Below are 258 nucleotides of genomic sequence, written 5' to 3'. Positions count from 1 at the left end.
AGCGACGGTTGCGGCACGGACAACGAGGTGTTTCGCGCCTTCATGCGCGAGTCGCCCGAATACAAGGCGGCGCAGGACGCCGGCAAGAACGACGCGGCCGCGATGAAGCAGCTCGCGGCCGACCGCGGCTCCATGCGCGCGCTGTGCAAGGCCAAGACCGACGTGCAGGCCGGGTTCGTCGCCATCGATCCGCGCGACGGGCAGATTCGCGCGTGGGTCGGCAGTCGCGATTTCACGAGCGAGCCGTTCGATCACGTC

Annotated in this window: 1 pseudogene; it reads left to right on the top strand. The window is 68.6% G+C overall.

Annotated features, from left to right (window positions below):
* Positions 1-258, top strand: a pseudogene (locus SB816_RS33035) (penicillin-binding protein); the annotation flags it as partial.

Origin of the sequence: Achromobacter sp. SIMBA_011 (assembly GCF_046535435.1) — a bacterium.
Lineage (GTDB): Bacteria > Pseudomonadota > Gammaproteobacteria > Burkholderiales > Burkholderiaceae_B > Achromobacter > Achromobacter dolens.
Note: the sequence above shows the minus strand (reverse complement) of the source record. Positions and strands in the feature narration are given on the sequence as shown.